General features: G+C 39.8%; 17 protein-coding genes, 2 pseudogenes and 1 riboswitch. Of the genes and pseudogenes, 11 read left to right on the top strand and 8 right to left on the bottom strand.

The annotated features are described in order from the left end of the window. Positions 1-64: 64 nt before the first annotated feature. A complete protein-coding gene (locus AC0L7Q_RS09055; protein WP_413402326.1) occupies positions 65-1,387 on the bottom strand; it encodes a sodium-dependent transporter in 1,323 nt (440 codons plus the stop codon). A gap of 166 nt (positions 1,388-1,553) precedes the next feature. Here AC0L7Q_RS09055 and AC0L7Q_RS09060 point away from each other — a divergent pair. Then, positions 1,554-2,311: pseudogene (locus AC0L7Q_RS09060) on the top strand (4'-phosphopantetheinyl transferase family protein). Here the strand turns inward: AC0L7Q_RS09060 and lysC are convergent. Together lysC and nhaD are read right to left on the bottom strand one after the other, a co-directional pair. Beyond that, positions 2,285-3,676: a lysine-sensitive aspartokinase 3 gene (gene lysC, locus AC0L7Q_RS09065; protein ID WP_413402330.1), complete on the bottom strand. Its 1,392-nt coding sequence runs from the start codon at positions 3,674-3,676 to the stop codon at positions 2,285-2,287. The pseudogene AC0L7Q_RS09060 and the gene lysC overlap by 27 nt on opposite strands. Before the next feature lie 75 nt (positions 3,677-3,751). Beyond that, a riboswitch (Lysine riboswitch) is annotated at positions 3,752-3,924 on the bottom strand. Between the two features lie 98 nt (positions 3,925-4,022). Continuing rightward, positions 4,023-5,270, bottom strand: coding sequence for a sodium:proton antiporter NhaD (gene nhaD / locus AC0L7Q_RS09070; RefSeq protein ID WP_413402332.1), 1,248 nt, complete (start codon positions 5,268-5,270; stop codon positions 4,023-4,025). Between the two features lie 196 nt (positions 5,271-5,466). Between nhaD and AC0L7Q_RS09075 the strand changes: the two genes are divergently transcribed. The 5 genes from AC0L7Q_RS09075 to AC0L7Q_RS09095 all read left to right on the top strand — a co-directional run bounded on the left by AC0L7Q_RS09075 (position 5,467) and on the right by AC0L7Q_RS09095 (position 11,237). Continuing rightward, positions 5,467-6,738 carry a hypothetical protein gene (locus AC0L7Q_RS09075; RefSeq protein WP_413402334.1) on the top strand — a complete coding sequence of 424 codons (1,272 nt, stop codon included), beginning with the start codon at positions 5,467-5,469 and terminating at the stop codon, positions 6,736-6,738. A 5-nt stretch (positions 6,739-6,743) separates the two neighbouring features. After that, the gene (locus tag AC0L7Q_RS09080) at positions 6,744-7,292 is read left to right on the top strand and encodes a condensin complex protein MksE (RefSeq protein ID WP_010388659.1); all 549 of its coding nucleotides are present in this window, start codon (positions 6,744-6,746) and stop codon (positions 7,290-7,292) included. Further along, a complete protein-coding gene (locus tag AC0L7Q_RS09085) occupies positions 7,289-10,081 on the top strand; it encodes an AAA family ATPase (protein WP_413402336.1) in 2,793 nt (930 codons plus the stop codon). The genes AC0L7Q_RS09080 and AC0L7Q_RS09085 overlap by 4 nt, the downstream gene beginning before the upstream one ends. Positions 10,082-10,185: 104 nt before the next feature. After that, entirely contained in the window at positions 10,186-10,737 is a 552-nt protein-coding gene (locus tag AC0L7Q_RS09090; RefSeq protein WP_138571096.1) for a DUF4136 domain-containing protein, read from the top strand. Between the two features lie 200 nt (positions 10,738-10,937). After that, entirely contained in the window at positions 10,938-11,237 is a 300-nt protein-coding gene (locus AC0L7Q_RS09095) for a hypothetical protein (protein WP_413402338.1), read from the top strand. A gap of 394 nt (positions 11,238-11,631) precedes the next feature. On the opposite strand, the gene AC0L7Q_RS09100 is transcribed toward AC0L7Q_RS09095, so the two are convergent. After that, positions 11,632-12,135, bottom strand: coding sequence for a peptide-methionine (S)-S-oxide reductase (locus tag AC0L7Q_RS09100; protein ID WP_409423319.1), 504 nt, complete (start codon positions 12,133-12,135; stop codon positions 11,632-11,634). A gap of 202 nt (positions 12,136-12,337) precedes the next feature. Here AC0L7Q_RS09100 and AC0L7Q_RS09105 point away from each other — a divergent pair, with 202 nt between their 5' ends. Then, a complete protein-coding gene (locus tag AC0L7Q_RS09105; RefSeq protein WP_413402341.1) occupies positions 12,338-14,191 on the top strand; it encodes a TonB-dependent receptor plug domain-containing protein in 1,854 nt (617 codons plus the stop codon). A 600-nt stretch (positions 14,192-14,791) separates the two neighbouring features. Here the strand turns inward: AC0L7Q_RS09105 and AC0L7Q_RS09110 are convergent. Next, positions 14,792-15,055: a YkgJ family cysteine cluster protein gene (locus tag AC0L7Q_RS09110; protein ID WP_413402851.1), complete on the bottom strand. Its 264-nt coding sequence runs from the start codon at positions 15,053-15,055 to the stop codon at positions 14,792-14,794. A 171-nt stretch (positions 15,056-15,226) separates the two neighbouring features. Between AC0L7Q_RS09110 and AC0L7Q_RS09115 the strand changes: the two are divergent. From AC0L7Q_RS09115 to AC0L7Q_RS09125, 3 genes and pseudogenes are all read left to right on the top strand, one after another. Next, positions 15,227-16,398, top strand: a pseudogene (locus tag AC0L7Q_RS09115) (efflux RND transporter periplasmic adaptor subunit). 3 nt (positions 16,399-16,401) lie between these two features. Beyond that, positions 16,402-19,554 carry an efflux RND transporter permease subunit gene (locus AC0L7Q_RS09120; protein WP_413402345.1) on the top strand — a complete coding sequence of 1,051 codons (3,153 nt, stop codon included), beginning with the start codon at positions 16,402-16,404 and terminating at the stop codon, positions 19,552-19,554. A 113-nt stretch (positions 19,555-19,667) separates the two neighbouring features. Continuing rightward, positions 19,668-20,084, top strand: coding sequence for a hypothetical protein (locus AC0L7Q_RS09125; protein WP_409423323.1), 417 nt, complete (start codon positions 19,668-19,670; stop codon positions 20,082-20,084). 183 nt (positions 20,085-20,267) lie between these two features. On the opposite strand, the gene AC0L7Q_RS09130 is transcribed toward AC0L7Q_RS09125, so the two are convergent. Next, positions 20,268-21,209 carry a LysR family transcriptional regulator gene (locus tag AC0L7Q_RS09130; protein ID WP_409425572.1) on the bottom strand — a complete coding sequence of 314 codons (942 nt, stop codon included), beginning with the start codon at positions 21,207-21,209 and terminating at the stop codon, positions 20,268-20,270. A gap of 127 nt (positions 21,210-21,336) precedes the next feature. On the opposite strand from AC0L7Q_RS09130, the gene AC0L7Q_RS09135 reads away from it, so the two are divergent. Beyond that, positions 21,337-21,993, top strand: coding sequence for a nitroreductase family protein (locus AC0L7Q_RS09135; protein WP_409423324.1), 657 nt, complete (start codon positions 21,337-21,339; stop codon positions 21,991-21,993). A gap of 44 nt (positions 21,994-22,037) precedes the next feature. On the opposite strand, the gene AC0L7Q_RS09140 is transcribed toward AC0L7Q_RS09135, so the two are convergent. Both AC0L7Q_RS09140 and greA read right to left on the bottom strand, forming a co-directional pair. Further along, positions 22,038-23,096 (bottom strand): S66 family peptidase, encoded by a 1,059-nt coding sequence (locus AC0L7Q_RS09140; protein WP_413402348.1) that lies wholly within the window; start codon positions 23,094-23,096, stop codon positions 22,038-22,040. Positions 23,097-23,253: 157 nt separating this feature from the next. After that, positions 23,254-23,730, bottom strand: a complete 477-nt coding sequence (gene greA / locus AC0L7Q_RS09145; protein ID WP_010388635.1) for a transcription elongation factor GreA — start codon at positions 23,728-23,730, stop codon at positions 23,254-23,256. Between the last annotated feature and the right edge of the window lie 4 nt (positions 23,731-23,734).

Here is a 23,734-nt window from a genome sequence, read left to right on the forward strand (position 1 = left end):
AAAGCGAACAAAATATAGTGTTCGCTTTTTTTGTTATCAATAACAGATTAGTTATTATTGCGTTCTAGCCAAACGCAACGTTTGCAAATACTAAGGTCATTAGCACTGGGCAGACAAATCGAATGTACTGAGCAAACCAATAATGTGCACCAGAACTTGCTTGATGAAGCTTATTACCACGCTGCCATAACCAGCCTACTGTAACAAAGTAAAATAGTCCCATCAGCGGTAGTTGGTATTGGGTAAATACCATAATAACCAAACCAAATAGCCAATCAAAATTAACAATAATAGTACTGGCACAAACAAATACAATGGCGCTAACGGCCCATGTAGCTTTGGTTCTATCAACACTGTGGTTTTCTACTAAGAAAGCCACCGGAATTTCAGTCGATGAAATGGTTGATGTAACTGAGGCAATCGACATCAACACAAAAAATAGTAAGCCAACCAATAAACCAATTTCACCCATAGTGCCAAATAACTCAGGTAATATGGCAAAAATAAGTTGCCCTTCACCAATTAATTTGCCGTTGCTAAATACTTCAACGCCATTGAACTGTGCTACATATATAGCCGGTATAATTAATAGCCCAGCTAAAAATGCCACGCTGGTGTCGAGTAAGGCAACACTTGCAGTCAATTTTGGTAAGTTAGCGCCGGGCTTTAAATAAGAGCCATAAATCATCATACAGCCTACACCCAGTGATAATGAGAAAAACGCTTGCCCCATTGCGGCAATAATTAAATCGGGGTCGAGTATTTTACTAAAGTCAGGCACTAAATAGGCCGCAAATCCTTCGCTGGCACCCTCTAAGGTAGCAATGTAAGCAATTAGGCCAACTAGTAAAACAAGTAATAATGGCATTAAACGGCGCGACCAGGTTTCAATTCCTGATTTAACCCCTTTTAAAATAATACTGGCGGTTAAAATAAGCATCAGCGGCGTAAATATAAAATTACGTAGCATAGAGTCGCTATGTAAAAACTCACTCAAGCTCTGCATACCTAAAAAGGTGGTTATAGGCTCTATGGCGTAAGAAAGCATCCAACCTGCCACTATTGAATAAAAACTTAACATGACTATTGCGCCTGCTAAGCCTATATAACCTGCAGCAGCGCCAACTTTAGGCGCATGGTCCTGCCATGCTTGGCCTAGCGCTTTAACCGGATTAGCTTGGGCTTTGTAGCCTAAATACAGCTCGGTGTATAACGCGGGAAGCGCTAGCAAAAAAATAACAATAAAGTACACCAATAAAAATGCGCCGCCACCATGATTAGCAGCCTGTGTAGGAAAACCCCATATATTGCCTAAACCTACCGCAGCACCGGCTGCTGCCAATACAAAACCAAGTCGACTTTGAAAACCATCACGCACTTGTGTCATACACCTACAAATCTGTTATTATTTTATCGAATGTGAATTAAACCATATTTAAGGGCGACTGAGTAATAAAAATGTACTTAGCGCACATAACAGCAAACAACCGCTCACAAACTATCCAGCTTATGACGATAACTATGTAATCGGTATTCACTTTTAACGAGCAATAATGAGTTCAGCTTACTTCGACAATCAGTTATTACAAACACCGCTTGCTGAGAATAATAACCACACCATTTTATTATTTGATGCCAGCCAATTGCAGGTTGATGAGCTAACACTTACACAGTTTTTAAGCCCGTTTGAATTAAGTGTCATCGCGCGTCGTAAAACGCCCCAAGCAAAGCAAGAATATGTAGCAACGCGGCTGTTACTAAAATATTTAGTCAAAAGTGTATTACCTAGCAGCAGTAATATAGCGCTGAGCAACATCAGCTCTGAATTTAATCAACAAACCAGTAAGCTTGAGCTAAATATAAATAATAACCAGATGTATAGTTGCTGTGTGTCACACTCTCATGGTTTGGTAGGCGTGGCGCTAAATATCAATAATTCGCTATTTGGTTTTGATATAGAAAAAATCAGTTTAAAACGGCCATTTGAAAAACTCGCAAAGCACTTTTATGATGCTGCAGAAGTGGCACTTATAACTAAGCAACCGTACACAGCTTCTAAAGCGGCGACATTTTTTAGACTTTGGACGTTAAAAGAAGCATTAGCAAAAGCAACCAGCCGCCCTATTGCCCAGCTATTAAACCCTAATGTATTTTGTGAGCTTGGCAACACGCAATTAAGTGCAACCAGCACCACATTAACAAATGATGTAAACGAGCAATTTGATATAAGCGTTGTGGCAAAAAAAGCACCGACTGGCGATGCTCATTTATCTCATTTTCAGCGTTAAGCAGCCAGCTCGCCTTCAAGTAGTCGGCTATGAATAGCTTGAACCACAGCATCAGACTCACTTTGCTCAACTAAAAAGCACAGGTTGTGTTTACTCGCACCATGGCAAATAAGACGAATGTTAAATTCGCTCAACACCTGCATTAAATTCATTTCGTGCTGACGCAATACAATTTCAGACCCAATAAGTGCCACTAGGGTTAAATTGTTCTCAACTGATACATGGCAAAACTCAGCAAGTTTATCTAAGCATTCTTGATCTAGCTCTGGACGTGATGCATTAGGCGCATTATCAAGGGTAATTGCTACACTAATTTCAGATGTGGTAACCAAATCTACCGAAATATTACATTCACTTAAAATAGTAAAAATGCGAGCTAAAAAACCACTCGCTAATAGCATTTCAGGGCTTTTTAAGGTCAGTAGTATTTGGTTTTTACGTTGCGTGACCGCACGAATACCAGGTAGCTGCGATTTTTCTCGCTCAATCCAAGTGCCCCCACGCTCTGGCTCTGTGCTTGAGCCAACAAACACATTTATATGACTGCGACTGGCTGGCAAAATTGTAGCTGGATGCAGCACTTTAGCGCCAAAAGTGGCCATTTCTGCCGCTTCATCAAAGCTTAAACGCGCAATAGGTGTCGCTTTAGCACACAAACGCGGATCGGTACTAAAAATCCCCACTACGTCAGTCCAAATATGCACACTTTTAGCGTTGATTGCTTCAGCTAACAAGGCGGCACTGTAATCAGAGCCACCGCGACCCAATGTGGTGGTTACATTGTTTTCATCACTGCCAATAAAGCCCTGAGTAACAATAACCGTGTTCTCTAGTAAAGGAATTAAATGCTCTTTAGCTGCAAGCGCTGTGGCGGCTACATTAGGCGTGGCTTTACCAAATTGGCTATCGGTTTTAAGCACCTGGCGAACATCAAAACGCTGCGAATTTAAGCCCTTTAAGCGCAATACTTGAGTAAATAAATACGACGATAAACGCTCGCCAAAGCTGAGTAGCTCATCGTGTTGCTGCTCTGTTGTCAGTATCTGATGTGCCAGAGTTTGAAATTCATCGAGGGTGTTATTAAAACCAAGCGCTAAATCATTATCTAGAGTCAGCTCACTTAAAATTGACTGTTGAATAGCAAGTACACCGTCAATATGCTGTTGACGTTCAGCGGCATCAATATCCGCTTTACAAAGTGCCACCAAGTGATTAGTTACACCGGCGCTGGCGCTCACTGCAACAATTCGAACGCTGTTATCGTTTACAATGATTTCGCTACAACGGCTCATGGCCTCAAAATTAGCCACGCTGGTGCCACCAAATTTGGCAACAATGTAATCTGATTTTGTGCTCTGTAAACCTTGTGGCACTGATTGGGTAGTCATTTCGTCTCCTTTCGCGGCATCCAAACCGCAATAAAACAAGAAGAACTTGGCAGGAAATAAAGATAAGAAAAATCTACTGCCAGAAGCTCTCCACCTAAATTGGTGACAGTTTTGAGGATTCAGCCCCATAAACCGAAAAACAATGGTAACGACCCATTATTTTCCTCGGCGAATACTTCCCTCCTTAATGGTCGTAGGCTGTCGTTGCCTCGCATTAAGTACCTAAGTATCGCACCTCTTCTGAATGTATTATTAACCAGTGGCTAATAAAACAAAACCGCACTAAGAGTGCGGTTTTGAAAGTTATCGTTTAGACGTCTAGCTGTCAAGTCGTTTTATTATAAAATCATATAAAACTACCCATAAAGTAAGAGCCAGCATAACCAAAGGTGTAACACACTAACAAATACAACGACAAACGAAGGTAACTTGCAAAAGTAAGTTCTTTAACCTTACTCATAGCAATAATACCAGCCGCCGAACCAATGATCAGCATTGAACCACCCACACCGGTTGCATACGTAAACGACAACCAATGCTGTTGACTCATTACAATGTCGGCTTTTAGTAACGCAGCCGTTAGTGGCACATTATCAACACCGGCCGATAAAATACCCATTAAGTAGTTAGCGTACTCTGGCGCCATTACTGTATACAAATTAGTAAATTGGCTCAGTACGCCGACTTCTTTTAACGCACCAACAAGTAATAACACCCCCACAAAAAACAATAAGGTGTCGTACTCTATGTCACGTATAAAGTCGATCATATCTTTATTGATGTCTTTTTTGCGCATTAAAAATTGTGCGACTAAAAACATAATAGACAGGCCGAGTAAAAAGGTAAGTAATGGCGGCACACTGTATAAAACACTTAAAGTAAGGGTAGAAATAACGGTAGTGAAGAAAATAACAGCGATAGTAATGTCGGTTTTTTCAATGCGTTTAAATTTAGTCTTTTTAAACTCTAACTGCTTGTTCATACCAATTGATAACAAGGTAGCCAGTAATAATACACTTAATAATGCAGGCACAATTAACAGTAATAAGTGACTAATAGTAACTTTACCATCAAGGAAAATCATTAACGTGGTTACATCACCCGTTATAAGTGAAACACCGCCGGAGTTCACTGCAAATACAATTAAGGTGGCGTATTTAACTAATTTTTTGGCTTCAAGCTTTAATGACATAATCACTGCCAAGGAAATCAATGTGGCTGTAACGTTGTCGGAAATAGATGAAAATACGAATGCAAAACTCCCCACCAAAAACATCAGCTTTCGCTCACTAATGCTGGTTGGCATAATCCGGTTCACAACATTTTCGATGAGTCCTTTGGAGTTTAAATAGGCAACAAAGGTCATTGCGGCCATTAAAAACAGCCATAAGGAAGCAATTTCTAAAATATTGTGGTCTAGGAGGGTTTGAATCGTTTCGGGGCTTTGCCCATTAAGAGGAAAAATAAAGGAGATAATCCAACAAAGCGTACCAAAAAATAATGTCGTTTTGGCTTTGTTTACGTGAATCACATCCTCAATAACGATAAGCAAGAATGCAATCGCTATCAGCGTCAGGATAATCAAGGAAACCATGATATTAAACAACCTTCGGGGTTAAGTAAAAATTGAAACCATGTAAAAAATATACCCACATATTCTATGTGCCTATATTCGGCGCGGATACTATCACTAAGCGGGTGTAAAAACTATTATTAAATCGTCGCAAAAACGAATACCATATAAGTTCAAGAAATATAAAATAACGAATACTAGGATGTTGTAACGCCTTATGATCCCAGCTAAAAAGCTACTAAATACCCTCACTGAGCATTGGGGTGTATTAGAGCTATTATTTAAACGCTTTAAAATGGCCGACTTTAGTATTAAAGATCTTCAAAATGCCATAAAACAAAAGCAACCGACGTGGAATAATGAGCGCATTTATAAAGAAACCAATCGGTTATTAAATCAAGAAATCATTATTCCCTTGGCTAAATCGTCACAACTAGAAATTAACCGTGCCATTGCTGATTTTGCTACCTTTTTACTGCAAGAAGAGCATTTAGGCTTAGCACAAGAAATTAGTGTATTGGTTGATGATTTAGCTCGCTTAGGTAATCGGCTATCTAATGCCGGTGAAATGGAAGATTTTGATGATTTACGCCGTTTTAGCCGCATTATGGATGATCGGGTTCGTAAAATAATTAAACTGTTTTTACACAACGAAAACGCCATCTTAAATATTGTTGAGCAGGCTAAATCTAATAACGCGGTGCAATCGCTGCAAAAGCGCTATAAAGCCGTGATAGAAGCGTTTGATGAATACATAGAACCCATGCTGGAAATGGTCGATATTAGAGGCGACTTTCATGCCTGTTTTACTCTAATTGAGCAGCAAATTAGCACCCAAATAGAATATATTGAACGCTCAGGTAAAGCGTACAGTGATAAACGTATGCTTGAGCAATTACGTACCCGTATTCTCGAAATGCACCTAGTTGGTCGCACAAGCTTACGTAAAAGTGCCGACATGCTAATGCCACTGCGTGAAGAGTTGCGCCGTAATAACCTTATTACCCGCCAAGCGGCAAAAGTTTTAGGGCTAATTCGTAAAAACGGGGTGGATAATATGCTCAGCGCCGTACAACCCCATTTTGTAAGCGATGCGCAAAAGTATTCATTGGGCCAACAGCGTCATATCGTTGCCTATATGGCAAGCCTAGCTGAGTTTGAACACCACGAATATCAGCTACCAGAACAAAATGATGTGCCCGCTTTTGTCACGCCAAACATTCCTGACTACCACGATGTAAAAGCGCAATTTACCAAACGCTTTAAAAAGCAGCGTAAAAAACCACAGCCTTTGCTGCAATTTTTAGATGAAAGCTATCCTGAGCTTGAAGCCGATGAAATGCTGTTTTTGTATCAAAAGTTGGTAAGCGATAGCACCCTAGAAATTAGCCAAAGCGATAAAAAAGCCCGCGTTAACATTGCAGGCCAGCACTTTAATTTGTATCCCTTTAATTCAGAGTCTCAGGCTGATAAAGCCGAGCACGAGTAATCACCATGACCCATATAAACTTAGATGAGCTTTCTCACTTACAAGCCATTAATAAAAAATTAGTCGCCGGTTACCACATTTGCGAACAAGACACCGTTATGTGGCAAGAGCTTGACCAACAAATAGACGCTTATACTGCCTTATTTACAGCATTAGGCCACGAGTTAAAACACGATAGCCGTGGTTTTTATTATTTTGCCAGCGATGAAAGCACCCCAAACATGGGTAAAATTTCCCGCGCTGTAGCGCTCACTATTTACATTTTAATAGAGCATTTTGCCAATACAGGTAAAGACCCAATGCGCGCATTATTTGACGAGCCAAACGATTTAGAGCTAATGCAAACCTTGGTACAGCTTAATAAACATTTGTTCGATCAGCTTGAGATATTTTCGGGCTCTGATTTACGAAAAGATGTGTATTTACGCATGGTACGTTTAGGCCTTGCCCGCGAAGTAGAAGGTGGCTTTATGTTGCAAGCCCCTATTCACCGTTATATCGATGCCTTAATGGAAGTAAACGAAGAGACCTTTATTAGTGAGGACGAGCAATGAAAAATTTATACGGACTGAGTAAACTCGCCCTACTCAATACCGCAGGCTATGCCAAATGTGTGATCCCACTGGATAAAAGTAGCTCTATTTGTGCGCCTAACAACACAGGTAAAAGCTCAGTAATTAATGCACTGCAATTTCCGCTAATTAACGATTTACGCTTAACCGAGTGGGATGGCCACGATTTAGATGAAACCCGAAAGTTTTATTTTTCATCAGATCAATCGTACATTTTACTGCAGGCCGATTTACCCCATGGCTCAGTCGTCATTGGCGTTGCTGGCTTAGGTAAAATTGCCGGTTATGCGCACCAATACTTTTGCTATCAAGGAAAGCTTGATTTAGCCCAGTACACCCAAGGCAATACCATTATTAAGTTTACCAAGCTGTTTAACCACTTAAAACAGCAAGGTTACAATCCAATAGAGCTTAAGGCACAAGAATTAAACGCCCTACTGACAGGCGGAGCAACACAATTTGACGGTGAGATCAACTTAAAAATGATCCCCCTTAACAACGTTCAAGACTCTGCAATATACAAAGAAATATTTCGTCGTATTCTTAATTTACATAAATTAGGCGCAAATGACGTTAAGCGCTTTATGTTGCGTGTGTTTGAGCGCCATATGTCAAATTCTAAGGTCGACTTTTACGAGGTTTGGCGCCGTTCATTTGATAAAGTAAACCGCGCAAAGCGTGAATTAAAAGCGCTAGAATCAATGCAAGAGCCTATAGCCGCTCTTGAATCTATGCTTGAAAACCAAACCGTGCTTAAAGGTAAACTAGCAGCATATGCGCCGAAGATTGACCAAGCACTGATTGACTTTGATGCTTACCAAGAAGAGCAGCTTAGCGAGCTCAACATCGCCCTTGAAGACATTGAGCACGAAAAGCACGAGTTTGAACAAAAGCAAGGGTTATACGTGCAACAATCGCGCGATATAGAGCGCAAGCAAACTCAAATTGAACAATGGTTTTTAGATTTCAACGCCCTTAAAAGTGAGTTTGAGCTGGTTAATAAAGCCACGCTCAAAAGCAACCTAACGCAGTTAAAAAATGACTACGAGTCGTTGTCACACTCTATTACGAGTGCACAAGGACAAAGCCTGCACACCCTTGATTTCCGTATTGGTGAAACACAAAAACAAATTAAGAGCTTAAAGTTACAACTTAAAAACTTAGAATTTAATTTATTCACCCGTATGCGTGAAGACTTATCACTGAAAGAAGTAGAGGAAATATCGCGGCTATTAAACCCCGATCTTCTCTCCTTTGCCACCACCAGCAATGGCGATATAACCATTGATGACGAAGACGCCTTTGGTGAATTTTTAGCACAGCTGAGCGAAAATGTTAAAGGCGGTGTACTCACCCTACCCGGTGCCAGTATTAAACTTAAAAAGCTCTCACCAGTACAAATGCAAAGCGGCGAAAATAAAGAGCAACTGAGCGCTCAGTTAACCGCGCTTGAGCAATCATTAAAAGAGTTTAAACAACAGCGCGAAGTGGCCGCCAATGTTGCTGATAAACAAAAAGAAAAAGACGCACTCTATGATGAGCTTATGAGTGCAGAAAGTGCACTTAAACGCTTAGAGCAATTTGAAGTGATGCAACAATCGGTTGACGCCCAAGCGATGCTAAAAGAGCAGCTTTTAGCCGAGCGCGAACAAGTTGACGATTACCTACAAGATATTCAAAAAAACAGTGGCTCAATTGCTGATAGACGCTCGTTAATCAAATCAAAACAAGCGCAAATTAATCGTCAAACAGAGCGCTTACGCCAAGTTAAAACTGAGCGTATTGACCACACTTTAGATTTATACAGTGGTAAAGTAACGCCTTACATGATTGATATAAAAATCGATTTTGATAATTTAAGCGATTTAATTCATCACTTTAATAAGGACTGCCAAGAGCTACGGAATTTCGATATAAATGTACGTAATACCTATATGCATATTTATAATGCCGGTATTACTAAGTTTGATAACGAAAACGATGAGTTTAGTAAATATCAAAAGCTTATTAGCGCGTTTCATAACATTGATAACGAGCGCGATGCAGTTGAGCGCCAAGGTCGCGTTGCCCTCACCGAAGTGGCCGCTACAATTAAAGGCCTGCGCGAAGATTTAGACCGTCTACGCCGTGAAATGAATAGCTTTAATAAAGGCATTAGCCAGCATCGTATTTCAAACCTGCAAGCGTTTAAAATTAATATTATCCCGCGCAAAATGTTGGTAGATAGTATTGATACTATTATCAGTACCTCTAACCAATTTGAACAAGGCGATACCCTAGATTTACTCAGCCAAGAACCTTACAGCGAGAGCGCGGTAAACGAGGCAAAAGATCATTTAATTAAACTCGCCTCAGACAAAGCAGGTCTGACCCTCACCGATTTGTTTGATATTCGTTTTGAAGTGGTTAACCGTGCAGGTGAAACCGAGCACTTTGAAAAAATAGACTCGGCTGGCTCAAATGGTACGCGTATCACCATTAAGCTATTATGTGGCATGTTGTTTATTCGTTATTTATTAAGCGATCAGGAACAAAATTTATACCGTATACCTATTTACATAGATGAAGCGGCTGATATCGACCCGCAAAACCAAAAGGCGATTATAGAAACCGCCCTAAGCTTTGGCTTTGTGCCAATATTTGCCTCGGTTAAACCGCAAATAAGTTGTGATTATATTGTGCCAATTCGTTCAGTAAAAGACGGCGCACAAAACTGGGTAGATGAAAAAGATTGGATTGAGGTTGAACATAAAGCCCCTCAGCAAGACTAAGAGTTAATTGGCTATTCATCTTAGCCAGTTACACTTATTTTTAGATTTTAAATTACCCTCGCCCATGGTAGTTTAAACAAACGCACTTTATTGGAGCAAACGTAATGAAACATATATTTATTGTCGCAGCACTGGCGCTACTTACCGCCTGTACACAAACGCCCGATTGGGATTACGATAAATCAGCAAACTTTAGTAACTACAAAACGTTTGCTTGGGTAGAAAACGCGAGCCTAACCAAAGACACGAATAACTACCAAATCAGTGGGCTGATGGAAAAACGCGTTCGCAATGCGGTAAACAACCAACTAAGCCAGCAATTAGGTATGCAATTGGTTGACGTAGCGCAAGCTGATGTACTTGTTAATTACCATGCAAGTGTAGATAAAGAGCTTGAAGTTGACAGCTTTAACGTAGGCTACGGTGCACGTTGGGGTTACTGGGGCACAGGCTTTAACCACGATGTAAGCGCACGCGAATATGAAGTAGGCACATTAGTTATCGATATTATTGATCGTGAGTCAAACCAATTAATTTGGCGTGGTGCTAAAGATGGTCGTTTAAAGAAAAAACAAACCCCATCACAACGTGAAGCCGCTATTAAGGAAACGGTTGCCAATATTTTAAGCAACTTCCCGCCAAAAAAGCAGCAGTAAGTTTTGGTTAATATTTAAAAGCCCGCATGTTTGCGGGCTTTTTTATGGCTTCAAAACTGTTTACCTATAAAGTAATAAGTTACACATTAACAAGGTGATAGCTCAATGCTATAGTAATCATGTTACAAGGATAAAGCTTAATCAATAAGACGTTTAGTAAGTCTAGTGTTTAGAATTGTGAGATAAATTAAAGGATTAAAATGAAAGTAACGTGTCCAAATTGTAAAAGTAATTTTGCAGCTAAAGATATAAAAAATATTAACAAAAATAGTATTTTTATTGAAAAACAATGCCCTTCTTGTCAAACATGGTTCTGTTTGAATAAAACACTCACGATTATAAAAATTATTGGTATTTTTTTATTGTTAATAACCAGCCTATTAAATATCTTCAATATTAAGAGTGAATACAGTCTAATTTTTTCAAGCGCTGGTTTTGTAGGAATATTAGTAGCAATCATTATTACTTTTTTTGGCCAAAATGAAGCAATCAAAAAATAAAAAGAAACCAAAAGTAAAATATGTAGATATCAGTAATACGAGAATGCTATTGAATCAAATCGCATTCTCTTTAGTATCTTGGGCTTTAGGCCTTTTATCTATTATATTTGCGATAAAATTTATACATGATGGCTATATTCTGACTCCAACAGATTACCGGGTCGAATCTGACGTTTATTTCTTTTCAGCGTCGCCGTTTACTTATCTATTTTACCTTTTTCTTTATTTAGGAACTGGGATCTACTTTTTAGCTGTGCCCTACCTTTTTAGAGATATGTTCCCTCGAAAAAAGAAAAAGCCTAATAAATCTAAAAAAAGCATAAACGAGGTAACAGCTAATTTTAGCTTTATTAGTTACCAGCCTTTTTTATTTAAATACGCATCAATGAAGTTGTTATTTATACTTGTGTAATAAATCAAGTGGGATATGGCAATAATCATTAGGGTGATTGGTTAAACGGTCTTGATGCTCGGGATCGCTAGGGACATAATTAGTCAGTGGCGCTACTTGTACCGCTATTTTTTCAGCATCATCACGCTGGCTAATATAGTCTCTGGTGATGTTTAAATGATTGCTGTCTTGGCTAAAAATGGCGGTGCGGTATTTTTCACCTACATCGTCACCTTGTTTATTGATACTGTATGGGTCAATAATCTCAAAAAAATAGCCAATTAATTCATTCAAGGTTACTTCTTGGGCATCAAAGGTTACTTTCACGCATTCGGCATAGCCATCGTATTCACCTTGTGTTGTGTTACTCGTGCCGTTGGCACGCCCCGCCTCAGTAGTCACTACTCCAGGTAAATACCTCATAAACTCTTGCACGCCCCATAAACAACCACCAGCAAAATAAAGTGTGTGCTGATTTAATGAATGACTCGATTGTTGTGTTTGCATAATAAAGTGACCAATGTAAATAATTTATAGGTTGCAGAGTTACTATTTTGTAACGCTAAATTTGATTATCAAATGCAGTTTTTTATCATTAATGTACAATAGCGCCCAAAATCACCCTAGCTTAGTGAGCTTACCTTATCATGTGATAAAAAATGATAGGTATTTAATTTTTAGCGTCATTGCATAAAATGAGAATAATGATATGAATCGTGCCCCGCACCTTATAATACCGGCCGTACTAGCCAGTATTTCAACTGTTGCTTATGCAGAGCAGAGTAAAGAAACAGCAACCATAGAACAAATAACAATTGAGGCGTCACCCACTGCCAATACCTTACCCGTAGGCACTTTTGATTCACCTATTTCAAATTTAGAATACGACCCGCGTGTTGACTTGCAATCACGCAATATGGCTGAAGCACAAGCTGATGTAACGATACGCGGTGGTATTTTTGAAAATACCGGCTTTAGAGTCGGTAGTGCAACCCTACTCGACCCGCAGTCTGGTCACTACTTTGCAGAAATTCCTATTGCACCACAAATGCTAACGGGTGCCAGCGTATTAACCGGAGCCGATAACGCACTTAATGGCATGAATAGCTCAGTAGGTACTGTGTCATTTGCTTGGAAACCAATAACAACTGGTGGCAGTGTCTCTTTGGGCGCTGGCTCAAATGACTTCAACCTACAAACAATTCATGCAGGTGTGAGTACTCCATTTGAAGCAAACGCTAATTGGCGTATTGGTTTTGAAGGTGAATATTCGCACTCACAAAGTGATGGTTCAATTGATTTTGGCGATCATGACTTTACCCGAACTTCTGGCAGAGTGCAGTTAACTGGGAGCGATTCACAAACTGATTTATTTTACGGCTTGCAAGAAAAGTTTTTTGGTTGGCCAAACCTTTATACCCCATTTGGCGTCAATGAAACCGAAGACTTAGAAACTCAATTATGGATGCTAAACCATAAACAAGCCTATGCTACCAACAGTGAATTTGAAGTATCGGCTTATTACCGCAAGCATAACGACCATTATATTTATTCACGTGAAAACCCAAGCGCGTTCCAAGCATTTCATGAAACACAAGTAAAATCATTGGCTGTTTCAGGTCGTCATGCGCAAACAAAGTCAGTTGCGGTTAATTACTCTGCGCAATATATAGAAGATAGTATTGACTCCACCACCCTTGAAAATAACTTTACTTCACGTAACTACTTTAAGCTTAGTGTATTACCAGAATACACAACATCACTTGCAAGTGATCAGCAACTAACTGTGCGTTTAGGGGCTGCATTTGATAACACCAGTCGTGATGATTCTGAGCTATCATTGATTGGTGATGTTAGTTTCAATACCCAAAATAACGATGGCACTGAGCGTACGCTGTATTTGTCGTATGCCGAGGCAAGCCAAGTAGCAGGCTACACCGCCATTGGTGGCAGTGAGTCAGGTGGTTTGTTTAGAAGTAACGCTAGCCTTGAGCGTGAAACCACCAAAAGCTTAGAGCTGGGCTTATTGCTTGAGCAACAAAGCTGGCAACTCAATTCAGCGCTTTTTTATCGTAAAGATAACAACCTAACCGATTGGACATTTAACTTTGATTCAAGCTCAGCACGATTTGCACAACCGGTTGATATTGATACCACAGGCCTTGAATTTTTAGCCACTAAGCAATTTGATAACGCAGAAATTATTGCCAGCTATGCGTACTTACATAAAACAGAAACCTACGGCGCTGAAAATATTGATGCTAGCTTTTACGCTTTAAACTTTCCAGATCATCGTGTAACACTCGGTGCGATTTGGAACCCGACGGATCTATTAGAATTTCGAGTAGATAATGAGTGGCGTAAACAGCATAAAAATGCGCTGCGCCGTTCAGGTGACGAGGCGTTATTTACTCAGCTGACGGTAAAAATAACTCCACCAGCCCTGCCTAACTTCTTTATTAGTCTTGCAGCTGATAACTTGTGGGATGAGTCGTTTGAAGAAATTCCAGGTACGCCAGGGCGCGGCGAGCAATATACGCTAAGTGCCACGTATAGCTGGTAACTTTATCGCTCAGCGAGGGCTTAATCCCACGCTGAGCTTATCTTTTAAGTTAAAATAAGAAAAAGACCAGTAGAAAGCTGAGTTAGAAACTTCATTTCTTAGCCCTTCCTAAGTATTCTAAAGGCGCAGCACCTCTTCCTCCTCTGTGTACATGCATAATTAAAAAAGTATGAACAAAGAGAAGTGAATGAGAAGAAAATAAGAAATTACTAGTAACTAAGCCAAATAACTTATGCCTAAGTCACTCACTCTTAAAGCGCAGCGTCTCTTCGCCCTCTTTGTGCATTTATCATTAAAAAAGTATGAACAAAGAGAAGTGAATGAGAAGAAAATAAGAAATTACTAGTAACTAAGCCAAATAACTTTGTGTCTAAGTCACTCGCTCTAAAAGCGCAGCGCCTCTTCGCCCTCTTTGTGCATTTATAATTAAAAAATTATGAACTGAAAGAATTGAATGATAAGTAAATGAGGTAACACTGGCGACAATGCTTAGTGGATACTTAATTGTCTCCTCTGAGTAAGGGTTTTAGAAACACAAAGTAAGTGTCTACATTTTTCAAGCGTATTAATTGTAAATATATGTGTATTTAACACAATAAATTAGGTTAATTGCTCTAATTCAGTAATTAATGTTAATGCTTGCTCATTAGTCGTTCCGCATACATCTAGCGTGGCACTAAAATCACTACACACTTTTGGGCGCGACTCATCACCAAATAGCTTGCATAAATTACTTTCATCCAGCTGAATACAGCGTTCTCCGGCCTTTTTACCGTTTGGCATACCCGGAATTGGCGAGCTAATACTCGGCGAAATACAACATGCTCCACAGCCTAAACGGCACGCCATTGATTGTACTTTCATTCTAACCTCAGTAATAAATTTCAATTGTTTTGTTGCTGCTTTGTACATAAATAGCGCGCTGTGTTCTATTTGTAACCGCTTTGTGCAATGACTTGTTACATCTTCAAACACACTGTAAACACTTTATTGCGTATCATTAGCCCATCAGCACAATTTATGAAGGAATGCCCTGTGGCGACTAAAAAACAAATAATACTTCCGATCGCGGTCCTTGTTGGTGGCATTGGCCTCGCAGCAGGCTTTTCTGCAATGAAAAAGCCACCAGAAGAAAAGCCCCCCAAGACATGCGCCCTTTGGTTGCAGCACAACCAGTTCACCTTGATGCAATTACCCTCGATGTAAAATCGTACGGTATTGTGCAACCAAAAGACCGCACTGAGCTGATTGCTCAGGTGAGTGGCCAAGTTATTTCAGTTGCAGAACAATTTGTTGAAGGTGCCTTTGTAAAGCAAGGTGACATTTTAGCACGAATTGATCCAAATGATTATGAAGCTGATTTAATTGAAGCAGAGGCAGGCCTTGCCCAAGCAAGTTCAGCACTCGAAATTGAACGTGCACAAGCGCATGTTGCTAAAGCCGAATGGGAACGCATTAAAGCAGACTCAAGCGATGTTACTGCATCAGCACTGTATTTACGTAAACCGCAATTAGCAGAAAAAATGGCGCGATATCGCTCGGCACAAGCAAGTGTAAAACGTGCTAAACGTAATTTAGAACGCACTTATATTAAAGCCCCCTACGATGCGATTATAAACGAACGCAGCATTAGTTTAGGCTCGGTAGTTAATCCTGGTAATAGCTTTGGCTCTCTTAGTTCGACTGAGGTCGCCGAGGTGCGTTTACCTGTTGCCGATAAAGAGCTGCAATACCTTAATAATAGTGGCATAGGTGCAATAGTTGAATTTAATGCACAATATGCAGGTAAAGAAACTACATGGCAGGCTAAAGTGGTACGAAGTGAAGGTGTGATTGATCAAAAAAGCCGAATGAGTTATTTGGTTGCCCAACTTCAAACCCCATATGAAGGGGTGCAGCCACTTCGTTTTGGCTCATACATAAACGCTACAATTGAAGGTCGCGCCGTTAATGGCGCTATTGTTGTTCCTCATCATCTGGTTAAAAATAATAAAATTGCAGTGTTAAACGATGATTTAACTTTGTCATTTAAAACACTCAATATTATTCGCGAACAAAATGGCATGGTCATCGCAAATCAAGGCTTAGCAGAGGGAGAACAACTGATTACTTCTGCCCTTGAATACCCAACCGAAGGGATGGCAGTAAAAATAGAAGATACAGTGACCAAACCAGACGTTACTCAACTTGCGTTAAAAGGAGAGTAAACGATGACCACAACTGATGAAAAAGGGTTAATTGCGTGGTTTGCGCGTAACCCCGTTGCTGCTAACCTAATCATGATTTTTGTCTTGATTGGCGGGTTGTTAACCGCGCTGACAATTCGTAAACAAGCCTTTCCTCAATTTGAAAGTAACTGGGTAAGTATACAAGCTATTTACCCTGGCGCCGCGCCACAAGAAGTGGAAGAAGGCATTACTATAAAAATTGAAGAAAACCTTGAAGGTACCGAAGGTATTAAACGTCTAATCACTTACTCTAATCGAGGCTATGCACAAGCCTGGGTTGAGATTGAAGAAAAATATGACGCCAAAGAAGCGCTAGATGAAATAAAAGCGCAAGTAGATTCAATTAATACGTTTCCTGCGGGTATGGAACGCCCTGTTGTTCAGCGTGAAAAATTTCAACAAGAAGTAATGATACTCGCGCTTTATGGTGATATGAGTTATTACCAGTTAAAAGAACTTGGTAATGATATTAAAGATGAATTACAAAACCTTCCTCATGTAAACCTAGTTGATTTTTACAGTGGCTTAGACTACGAAATTGGTATTGAAATTAGCCCTGATAAACTTCGCGAATACGGACTCACGTTTAGAGATGTTTCTAATGCGGTGCAAAGCTTTTCTACTAATATGTCGGCGGGTCAAATTCGCTCTGATACTGGCTACATTTCGATGCGTGTCGAAAAGCAAGCCTATCGTGGCGGTGAATTTGAAAAGTTACCGCTAATTACATTACCAGACGGTGCTCAAATTAAATTAGGCGATGTAGCCACCATTAATGATGGCTTTGAAGAAGGCTTACTTTATTCTAAATACAATGGCAAAAATTCACTGTCGTTTGAAATTGATGCCTCAAAAGATCAAGACATTACCGTTGTTGCTAAAGTCCTTAAAAAGTACCTAGCTGACAAAGCCGATCAACTTCCTGCAGGCGTTAAGTTATCACCCATCGTTGATTTAACCTACTACCTTGAAGGTCGCCTCGACATGATGGTCGATAACATGGTGTGGGGCGGTATTTTAGTTATGCTGGTATTAGCGCTGTTTTTACCTCTTAGATTAGCGTTTTGGGTAATGATGGGCCTACCAGTGTCTTTCTTAGGGGCATTCTTATTTATGCCTATCGGCTTTTTAGACATTACTATTAATATGGTGTCTTTGTTTGCCTTTATTATTGTTTTGGGGATTGTGGTTGATGATGCCATTGTTGTAGGTGAGTCGGCCAGTGCTGAAATTGAAAAACATGGGCACTCACTTAACAACGTTATTCGTGGTGTAAAACGTGTAGCCATGCCAGCAACCTTTGGTGTACTAACCACTATTGCTGCATTTTTACCTCAAGCAATGGCTTCAGGGCCGAGCGCTGCGTTTTCGAAAGCAATTGGTGTAGTAATTATTTTATGCTTAATTTTTTCACTGATTGAATCAAAACTAATTTTACCTGCACACATCGCAGCAATGAACCCGCGTAAGCCTAATCCTAAAAACCCATTACATAAATTACGTAATGCAGTTGATAGTGGCTTAAAGCATTTTGTTGAACATTATTACACTCCATTTATCGGTCGTTGTATCCATTATCGCTATACCGTGATTATTGGCTTTTTATGTATTTTAATTGTCAGTGCAGGACTCTTTGCCGGTGGAATGGTTAAATTTGTACCAAACCCTAAAATTCCGCATGATTTTCCGCGTATATCGCTAGAAATGAACCTTGCCTCTTCTGAGCAAGCCACGCTTGAAACAGCGCGTAAAATAGAAAATGTATTACTGAGCGTCGACAAAGAACTAGAGCAGCAGTATGGCCAATCTATGATCCGTGATTTGTCTGTTAGTCTGCGTGGTCGTACTAATGCGAGTATTATGGCCATTTTAGTAGAGCCTCACTTACGCCCAATCGATACCTTTGAGTTAAGCACTATGTGGCGTGAAAAAATGCCACCGCTACCGGGGCTTAAAACACTCACTATTCAAGATAGTATTTTTGGTGGTGGTCGTGATGATGGCGACGTTAGCTTTAGGCTCGAAGGAAAAAATGCCGATGAGTTAAAAGAAGTATCTAGCAAACTAAAAGCTAAGTTACAAAGTATGGAAGGTGTGGGTGATGTAAATGACTCACTGCAAAGTGCCACCGACGAAGTACAACTTGATTTAAAACCACTTGCTTACAGTATGGGCTTAACCCTTGCTGATGTGGCCTCTCAAGTAAGCTTTAGCTATTACGGCCTTGAAGCACAGCGTATTCTGCGTGAAGGTGAAGAAATCAAAGTAATGATTCGCTACCCGCAAAGCGAGCGTAACTCGATAAGCAACATCCAAGATACGCGTATTATCACCCCTGCGGGCGCTGAAGTTTCTTTAAGTGAAATAGCTATAGTCAAGCTGGTAGATGGCGTAAGCAGTATCAGACGTGAAAACTCAAATCGTACTGTTAATGTGTGGGCTGCGGTCAATAGTGACGAAGTAGAGCCATTTGCCATTGCACAAGAAATTCGTGATGTTTACTTACCAGCACTGCTTAAAAACTACCCTGGAGTAAAAAGTAACGTTGCAGGGCGTATTCAAGAAGAGATGGAAAGTGCTAATGAACAACTACGTGATTTTGCAATCTCATTAATGATTATTTTTGCGCTACTAGCCATTCCACTTCGCTCATATTCTCAGCCACTGATTATTATGTCGGTGATCCCATTTGGTGTTGTGGGTGCTATGTTCGGTCATATGGCTTTAGGTATGACCATGAGCGGATTATCAATGTTCGGTATTATAGCTGTTGCCGGTATAGTAGTTAATGATTCACTTGTTATGGTGGATTTTGTAAACAAAGCCCGTGCAGAAGGTGTGGCAATAAAAGAAGCGGTAATGCAAGCCGGAGCGCGTCGCTTTAGAGCCATATTACTAACTTCAGTCACTACTTTTATTGGCGTAATGCCCATTATTATGGAAACTAGTTTACAAGCAAAAATTGTAATACCTATGGCCGTATCACTCGCCTTTGGTGTGCTGTTTGCCACAATAATTACGCTTATTCTTATACCGTGTCAGTACGTTGCGCTTGAAGATATAAAACGCATAATTCGAAAGTGGCGCGGTAAAGACCCTATTGTCGATGGCCAACCAGCAACGACCAATAGTTAATTCAGTAAAATCCCAACCAAAAAAGCTCGGCATAATTATGCCGAGCTTTTTATTTATAAAAATATAAAGCACGTGTAAACTGAAGTCCCACTAATTAACAAGATTAGATGAAAATGGCAAAGTGGCATGATAAAAAAACTAAAATTAAGGATATTTTTGATACAATCAGGAATTTTGGTTTAGTAGGCTTAGTGCTATATCTTTCTACAATGAGCTTTCTCAGAACTAACTCTGTTGGACTAATTGGCTATATGCACCTATCGATTGGCTTAATTTTATTATTTTTTTCTATCTACTTGTTTTATTTGAATATCAGTTTATTTAATAAAACAGTAAAGGAAGAGTACGAGGCCAAAAATATTGGACACCTTTTTTATATAACAGTGCCAATGCTGATGTTCATATTAAGTGTTCAAGTTTATGTATCAACTGCATTCGAAATTAAAGTTGAGGGTGGTAACAGCTTAAGTGAACTCTCACTAGAAGATATTTTTAAGGTTAAAAAAGATAAAGAAGTTCCCGATAAATAAAATGAACCTTTAATTATATAAACTTGTTTGCTTTTTTTCGTCTTTTACCTTCTGGTATTTAATAACCATAATTAAGTAAGATAAAGCCTAAGTATTCCCCTCAGTATAAACATATTCCTCGTAAAGGATTTGATTGGTGTTTTTTAATAATCAATGAAATTAACGTTACTAAACGTGTATTTGTTACTCGTTAATTAATATACGTGTATCAACAATCCCCTGTTTTACTAGCTGATTCAATATGTGAGCGGTTTTTTCTCTGCATACATCGCGTAATAGTCGTACAGCGGGCGTAATCGATTGCCTGCTTGGGCAAATAAGCCACAGCTCACCACAGGTATGCTGGTAATTATTCATCACAGTAACAACGCGTTTATTTAATAAGTCATCTGCAATATCTAACGCTGATTTAACCGCTAAACCTTTACCTGCAACACACCAACGCCTGACTAAATCGCCATCGTTTGAAGCTCGTCTGCCCTGCATTTTTACTTTGTATTTTTTCTGCCCGTCGGTAAATTCCCACACATTATTGATAATATCTTGCAGCTGATAAAATAACCCATGATGCTGCGCTAAATCATCCGGGTGCTGAGGTTCACCATATTTAGCTAAATAAGTTGGTGTAGCGCAAAGTAGTCGCGGTACGTTGCAAATTTTAAACCCATATACACTACTATCACTGGGGGAGCCATAACGCAGTGCTATATCAACCGAATCACGAAAAAAATCGATATTACTGTCGCTAATGTGCGTACGCAAGCTCACACTTGGGTACTTATCCATAATGTCATCAATCCATGGGATCACTAAGTTGCGCCCTAGATCAGATGAAGTAGCTACTCGTAATTCACCTTCAATAGCATCATGTTCCCCTTTAAGGTTTTGCCTTGCCGTTTCAAGCACAGCCAGCGCTTGTTCGCATTGGGGGATGTATCGCTCCCCTGCACTGGATAAACGCAAATGCCGAGTTGTTCTAATAAATAATTCACAGCAAAGTGCTGACTCTACACGCTTAATAGCAGCACTGGCCGTTGCTGTGCGCATATCTAACTTGGCTGCTGCTAGCGTAATGCTTCGACACTCAGCTACTTTTAAAATAAGTTTTAAGTCATCAATCTGCATATTATCTATTTTTATTTGATAATGATTCAATAATTATGCTGTTTATTTTAAATAAAGCAACTTGTATTATGCTGCTTATACACTCAGTAAATACTGTTTATCAACCCTTTTTTATTATGGAGAGACGATGACTCACCCTATTATTCGCGATCTTGAAAGCCGCCATACCGCTAAACGTTACGATGCTTCCAAGCGTATTTCTCAAGACGATTTAGCGGTTTTATATGACGCGATGCGTCTTTCTCCTTCGTCAATTAATTCACAGCCTTGGAAATTTATTGTGATTGAATCTGAAGCCGCAAAAGAGCGTATGCACAGTACCTTTGCTAATAAATTTCAATTTAATCAACCACACATTAAAGCGGCGTCACACATCATTTTATTTGCTCATAATCCACAATACACCCGTGAAAATTATGGCCAAGTAATTGATGCTGATATAAAAAATGGCCGAACTCAAAAAGAAAACCGCGAGCAAGCTTTTGGCGCCTTTGCGTTTGTGGATTTAAATACCGATGAGCAAGGTAATAATGCCGCCTGGACCAAAGCACAAACCTACATTGCTTTAGGCAATACTATGCATGCAGCAGCACGCTTAGGCATTGATACCACTCCTATGGAAGGCGTTGATGCACAACTGATTGGCGAAGAGTTCGCAAACGAATTAGACGGCTATGTGTGTGATGTTGCACTTGCGCTGGGTTACCATGACGCTGAAGAAGACTACAATGCTAAGTTGCCAAAATCACGTTTAAGCAAAGAACAAATTATTCAGGTTTTATAAGGCATCGCTGCTCACTCATATTGGTAAGTGAGCAGCTTATCTTGCTATGCTAGTTTTGTGACCACAGACGCATTGGTCACTTTGCCTTGCTCAACATCTGCGGTAATAGTGCATAATGCTCCATTAATTAAGTTTAAATTAGGAGGGATGTGGCCAATATCGGCATCAATAATCACCGGAAATAAACACCCACCAAAAGCGGCATTTAAACCTTGGCGATAATCAAATCCTGGGTCTTGCCCTTGTAAGGTCACATGACGACCAATAATCACCCCGTTTATATCATCAAACATGCCCGCTAATTTAAGTGACAATAAAAATCGTGCAACGGTCGCTAGCGTGAGCTCGGCACTTTCTAAATAAAGTACAATGCCTTGCGAAGCATTGTGCTTTTTAAACTCATGCAGAGCTAAAAATGGTGAATCTAGTAACAGCCCAACCGTATCAAGACACCCACCAAACAACCGCCCCGACATTTCGATACTGCGCTTATCAGTGTAATTTAAACACTGCCATTGGGTGGCCGCACTGTGATCAAATAATGCATTCGGATTTTGTGCGTAATCAGGCTTGCTATGTTGATGGTAAGTCGAGGGGGCTTGCTCAAACTCACTATTAGCCTCATAGCTTAGGCTTTCAAAAATTTGTAAACAATACGGGTCTTTTTCATCAGGGTGTAATTGAATTAAATTAGCGCTATGCAGTGTTGCCCAGTTACATTTTGCTGTCAGTGCACAAGCAATCGTACTGACATCTGAATAGCCCACTAACCATTTAGGTTTAGCATTTTTAATTGCGCTAAAATCAAGCAAAGGCAATATTTCCATTGCCAGTTCTCCGCCCATTGGTGGCATGATCGCATCTATTTCATCATCTAATAAAAAGTCCATTAATTGCTTGGCATGCTGCTTAGCAGTAAGTTGAGTTCGCGGCTCGTTTTGACGTAAAAACTCCCCCTCAACAATCTGATAGCCTCGATGTTTTAAGCCATTAATGACGATGTCTAACCGTGGATGGTATTTTGCTTTGATCCCCGCAGATAAAGAACACACGGCGATTTTAGATCCCACTTTTAAAGGTGCTGGATACAGTATATTTGCCATATTATTTCCTTATTGAAGAATAGGTTACTACCATAACAACATAGCCTACATTTACAAACAATGAATAATAATTGACCGGTATCTAAACCAAATATAAAAAAACCAGTGCTTATTGCTAAGCACTGGTTTTTATAAAACGTTAAAGTGAGTTAACTAATTAAATATACTCAACCTCAATGATTTCGTACTCTACATCACCTTTCGGCGTTTTGATAATCACAGCGTCATCCGCTTGTTTACCAATTAAGCCGCGAGCAATTGGTGAATTAACAGAGATTAAATTACTTTTAATATCTGCTTCATCATCGCCAACAATCTGATATTTAACTTCAGCGTCGGTTTCAACATTAACGATGGTTACTGTAGTACCAAAAATCACTTTACCTGTATTAGGCATCTTTGTTACGTCAATCATCTGCATGTTTGAAAGTTTTGCTTCAATTTCTTGAATACGGCCTTCACAAAAACCCTGTTGCTCACGCGCAGCGTGATACTCAGCATTTTCTTTTAAGTCACCGTGTTCACGTGCATCAGCAATATCAGATACAATTTTTGGACGGGTAACAGTTTTTAATTCGTTAAGTTCATCACGCAATAATTTTGCGCCACGAACTGTCATTGGAATTGATTGCATACTT

The organism is Pseudoalteromonas sp. KJ63-1 (genome assembly GCF_055808145.1).